The sequence below is a fragment of the Azomonas macrocytogenes genome, assembly GCF_014191985.1.
GTDB classification, from domain to species: domain Bacteria; phylum Pseudomonadota; class Gammaproteobacteria; order Pseudomonadales; family Pseudomonadaceae; genus Azomonas; species Azomonas macrocytogenes.
This window is the reverse complement of record NZ_JACHXI010000048.1, coordinates 1-4,122: the sequence shown is the minus strand read 5'-3', so window position 1 is coordinate 4,122 and position 4,122 is coordinate 1. Positions and strand designations below refer to the sequence as shown.

Here is a 4,122-nt window from a genome sequence, read left to right as displayed (position 1 = left end):
TCAGCCATGGCAGTCTCCTGCTGTCTGGATAACTCTCTCAGTATAGTTTCTCTTCTTCGATCAGCTCATACAAATTTCTGGTTCAGCCTACTAGTTATCATCGACATCCTCTCCTGGCTTTCAAGCGGGAAAATCATGTAGCGTCGTTAACAGCAACGTTGTTCATAAGCACGGCTCGCAGCCAACCGGGCAATGCGCCGTTTCTACGACAGCTATACCGCGTCGAGGAAGAAGGGCTGCTACGTGTGGCCGATGGTTATCCGCGGCCCACGGTGCATGATCTTCGCCGTACGGCGACCACTCATATGTCCAGTCAGGGCTTGAGCAAGGAGGTGTGCAGTCGCATCCTCAACCACAAGGACCTGTCGGCGGATGCCGTCTACGATTATGCGTATTTCGATGAGAAGGCCGGTGTTCTGATGGAGTGGCATGGATTTCTGAAAGGATTGTTGCGCCGGGAGTTCGGCGATGTGGATTGGATCGAGCTCCATGGTCGGCGTATGGAAGATATGGCGGTTGAAGAGGATTTTGACGACTAAAGGTCATAATAGACCTTTTATATGTATTTTTTGCGTATAGCGGTCTATATTTGGCTAATTTTTGGCGTTGATCGGTAGGCGGCCACTATGGCACTTACTCATACGCTCTTCTCTCCCGGCGAACTAACACAACAGATCGGTGAGAACGCCCGGGAGCTACGTTTGTCGCAGAATCTCTCGCGCAAGACCTTGGCTGAGCGGGCCGGTGTGTCCGAGTCGACCATCAAGCGTTTTGAAACGACTGGTCAGATCACGCTCGATGCGCTGGTGTTGCTGGCCTCTGCGCTAGGCATGGCGCAGCAGTTGCCCGCGTTGTTCAAGCACACGCAGCCCGTCTCTCTGGACGAGCTCAAGCAGAGCCGACGTGTCAGGGGGCGCAAATGAAGAACGTGGGCTCAGTTGAAGTGCTGCTCGCCGGCTCGCGGGTGGGCGAGTTGGTGTCTGTACCCAGGCGTGGGACCTACTTTGCCTACGACGAGCAGTGGCTGGCGACGGGGTTCAATCTCTCGCCACTGAACATGGCGTTCGGATCAGCTCCGCAGGCGGCACCTGATCCCCATCTGTTCGACGGGCTGATGGGGATCAGGTGCCGACTCCTTGCCGGATGGCTGGGGCATGCTGCTAATGGATAGATTCTTCCTGCGCGAGCTCGGTATTGATCGGCGGGCCGTCACAGCGCTGGATCGACTGGCCTATATGGGTAATCGTGCAGTGGGCGCGCTGGAGTATCGGCCCGTGTTGGAAAAGACCGAGGTCGATTCTGCGTTGGATCTGGAGCGCCTATATCGAGCGGCCCTGGATGTCTACGAGGGCGATACCGAAACAACGCTGGATGCTTTTGCGGTTGGCGGGTGGGTCACCAGCGGGAGCGCGGCCCAAGGTCGTCGTGGCGTTGTCTCAGGATAAGCGGCACTGCGCTTCGCCATTCAAAACGCTGGCCGAAGGCCATGAGCATTGGCTGGTGAAGTTCCGGGCGCCAGAAGAGCATCGGGATACGGGTGCCATCGAGTACACCTACGCGCAAATGGCGCGGCGTGCCGGAGTCGAGATGGCGGAGCCAGCTCTTCTGAATGTGAAGACCGAAAGTGGGGTGGAGCGCTTCTTTGCCACGAAGCGCTTTGATCGTGATGGCGAGCGCAAGATCCACATGCTGACCGCCTGCGGCACTCTTTACGCGGATCACCGCTCCCCTTCGCTGGATTACGGCGATCTGCTGCGCGCCACTTGGGCCATCACGGGACATGCCGGTGAAGTGGAAAAAATGGCGCGCTTGATGGTCTTCAACGCGCTGGCGCACAACCACGACGACCATTCAAAAAACTTCGCGTACCTGTTCGACCAAGGGTGCTGGGCGCTTTCCCCAGGATATGACCTGACCTTTGCCCGAGTTCGAGGTATGGCCGATGAGCACACGACGGCCTTTGCTGGTGCCGGGTTGCCGACCCGCAAGGTGCTGCGCAAGGTCTGTGAGCCCTTCAGCTTTTTGAAAGTGGATCACTACATCGAGCAGACGCTGGAGGCGCTATCTGGCTGGGGCGAGCTATGTGGTGAGTTCGATATTGCGGGGCAACAGAAAGCGGAGATAGAGGGGGCGTTGAAGCAAATCCGGACGCGACTTGGTTAATTGAGTACTCGGGCGTTAGTCTGATTCGCGTACTAGTGTATCAAGGAGGATCTGATGCTTCATCGACCCATCCATGACGAGGTCATGGGGCTGGCCTCGCGTCTTGCGGATGAATGCCATCCACAGGTGGTGCATGCTGAGGAGTTGGCCCGCTATGCGCGGTTGACCTCGGCATGTATCAACGCCGACTGAAAAGTGGCTCACCTTGGCCCTCATTTGCCGATGAACTGACCTCCTGAAGTTGGACGAACTTCCATCCTGCGCGATCCAGCCGATCAGCCCGTGTTGGCCACGTGGAAGGCAGCGCGGGCACATTATCTGGTTACGGGTGATAAAGATCTGCTGGTATTGGCCGACCGTTATCCAATCGTTACGCCAGCGCAATTCTGGACGCGACACGGAGGTTGATCCACAGGCAATCCCGCAGCCATAGCGAGCAGCTTCTAGTTGAATCGGAACTCGCATCCTTCAAGAATAGAAAGAACTGAGCCTGACCTTGGCGAAGTCGTCGCTGCCAATGACGACGCTCCAGCCATCGGTCACGGAAAGATCGAATTTGTAGTCGTCCAGTTCGACGGGGTTTTCCAACTCCTTGAGCCAGCCGACGATGTAGCCTTCTGGGGTAATGGCGCGCCCGCCAGCCACCCTCGCAGGATGATGTCGACCAGAAGATGCGCATGGGCGCACGCAACAGGAGGGCATTCACCTGAAAGACACTGTTGGCGTAGCCAGCTCTGGTGCTGGTCAAACCTTGACGAGGCGAGTGTCCAGGCCGAAACGCTCTTGGCTGACCAGCCGATACTTACTCTCGACAAGATCGCAGTTAACGAGCAGATTCCAAGAATGGCGAGTGACGGCAGAAGGGATCAGCACAAACGGGTGGTCGGCCAGTAGGGCATCGGCGTACTTCTGCTGGTTGGGGGAGGCGGACGCACTCGACAGCCAGACTGGGTTGGGAACGTCCTCGGGCTGGACGACCTTGATCAGGCTCGGTTCGAGCACTTCAAAGCATGTGAGCACATGCGGAACGGTGTCCAGCGCATCGAAGCCGGAATGCACCGCCACCTCAAGGATGGCGGTTGAGGGATCAGCCGAGGCGTACACGACGTTTCGCCCCGGTGGGTTCCAACGGCCACCGAGCTTGTGGGCTCCAATTCCACTGTCCCAGGTGTCCTTGTACACCTCGCGGTCGAGGCGCCATGCGTACCATGAGTCAGACCAGGGCAACGGGTTCACTGATAGACCCCATACTCAATGCGCTCTAGGTAATCCTCGACTGCCTGAAACCCCACGGGATTGTCGATAACGTCCAGCGGTACGTCCCCGTCCAGGTACTTGCAGGGGCGCCCAAGCCATTCCTCGGCCAGTTTCTGAGTGCCGAACACGTTGATGGCGTGCTCCAGCACCTTCGCGTACTGAAAAGCTACGGCGCTCTGTTGAGAATTGAGCTGGGCCGGTTGCTTGCTACTGCCCTGGCGCTGGATCGTCCTGATGGACTTGCCCACGATGCGGCTCATGATCTTCTTCGTCGAATACAGATCAGAAATCGACAGCATGTCCTGCACGTCTTTTAGGTCGAAGCCTTTGGCGGTCAGCCTGTAGATCATCATTGGACTGAGCTGGCCCGAATCTATGCGGAGTAGGTATTCCGTTGGCCTGCGGGCGGCAGGTGCGGCCTTGTTGGTGCGAGCTTCGGCGGAAATCATGGTACATTCCTTTATATGCGACATATGACGTAAGTATAGCGCCATTTGACGCATTGCGCACATCGGAACCGCGCAATCGTTCCAACCGCTGAACCTTCTCGCTTAGCGCGTTTTCCACCACCTCACTGGTCTCCGTTTCGACAGGTTTTACCTGGCGGCTAGTAGGCTGAACCAGAAATTTGTATGAGCTGATCGAAGAAGAGAAACTATACTGAGAGAGTTATCCAGACAGCAGGAGACTGCCATGGCTGAC

General features: G+C 57.0%; 9 protein-coding genes. 6 read left to right on the top strand and 3 right to left on the bottom strand.

The genetic code is table 11. The features are described 5' to 3' along the window. Positions 1-158 precede the first annotated feature (158 nt). From FHR87_RS18670 to FHR87_RS18655, 6 genes are all read left to right on the top strand, one after another. Complete coding sequence (locus tag FHR87_RS18670) at positions 159-539, top strand: site-specific integrase (RefSeq protein ID WP_183168269.1); 381 nt, start codon at positions 159-161, stop codon at positions 537-539. Positions 540-626: 87 nt separating this feature from the next. Further along, positions 627-923 carry a helix-turn-helix domain-containing protein gene (locus FHR87_RS18665; protein ID WP_183168268.1) on the top strand — a complete coding sequence of 99 codons (297 nt, stop codon included), beginning with the start codon at positions 627-629 and terminating at the stop codon, positions 921-923. Positions 924-928: 5 nt separating this feature from the next. Continuing rightward, positions 929-1,171, top strand: coding sequence for a HipA N-terminal domain-containing protein (locus tag FHR87_RS19530; protein WP_338021276.1), 243 nt, complete (start codon positions 929-931; stop codon positions 1,169-1,171). Next, entirely contained in the window at positions 1,164-1,445 is a 282-nt protein-coding gene (locus FHR87_RS19525) for a hypothetical protein (RefSeq protein WP_275944097.1), read from the top strand. Before FHR87_RS19530 ends, FHR87_RS19525 begins: the two co-directional genes overlap by 8 nt. Further along, positions 1,432-2,163 (top strand): type II toxin-antitoxin system HipA family toxin, encoded by a 732-nt coding sequence (locus FHR87_RS19430; RefSeq protein WP_246336112.1) that lies wholly within the window; start codon positions 1,432-1,434, stop codon positions 2,161-2,163. Before FHR87_RS19525 ends, FHR87_RS19430 begins: the two co-directional genes overlap by 14 nt. A gap of 54 nt (positions 2,164-2,217) precedes the next feature. Next, positions 2,218-2,355 carry a hypothetical protein gene (locus FHR87_RS18655; protein ID WP_183168270.1) on the top strand — a complete coding sequence of 46 codons (138 nt, stop codon included), beginning with the start codon at positions 2,218-2,220 and terminating at the stop codon, positions 2,353-2,355. 276 nt (positions 2,356-2,631) lie between these two features. Here FHR87_RS18655 and FHR87_RS18650 read toward each other — a convergent pair whose 3' ends face one another. From FHR87_RS18650 to FHR87_RS18640, 3 genes are all read right to left on the bottom strand, one after another. Beyond that, positions 2,632-2,808, bottom strand: coding sequence for a hypothetical protein (locus tag FHR87_RS18650; RefSeq protein ID WP_183168267.1), 177 nt, complete (start codon positions 2,806-2,808; stop codon positions 2,632-2,634). Between the two features lie 99 nt (positions 2,809-2,907). Further along, complete coding sequence (locus FHR87_RS18645) at positions 2,908-3,399, bottom strand: type II RES/Xre toxin-antitoxin system toxin (RefSeq protein ID WP_183168266.1); 492 nt, start codon at positions 3,397-3,399, stop codon at positions 2,908-2,910. After that, on the bottom strand, positions 3,396-3,869 hold the full coding sequence (locus FHR87_RS18640) for an antitoxin Xre/MbcA/ParS toxin-binding domain-containing protein (RefSeq protein WP_183168265.1): 474 nt from the start codon (positions 3,867-3,869) through the stop codon (positions 3,396-3,398). Before FHR87_RS18640 ends, FHR87_RS18645 begins: the two co-directional genes overlap by 4 nt. Positions 3,870-4,122: the final 253 nt, after the last annotated feature.

Coding starts and splice junctions, on each gene's coding strand:
- FHR87_RS18665 (WP_183168268.1), top strand. CDS start 627: ATGGCACTTACTCATACGCTCTTCTCTCCCGGCGAACTAACACAACAG.
- FHR87_RS19525 (WP_275944097.1), top strand. CDS start 1,164: ATGGATAGATTCTTCCTGCGCGAGCTCGGTATTGATCGGCGGGCCGTC.
- FHR87_RS18655 (WP_183168270.1), top strand. CDS start 2,218: ATGCTTCATCGACCCATCCATGACGAGGTCATGGGGCTGGCCTCGCGT.
- FHR87_RS18640 (WP_183168265.1), bottom strand. CDS start 3,869: ATGATTTCCGCCGAAGCTCGCACCAACAAGGCCGCACCTGCCGCCCGC.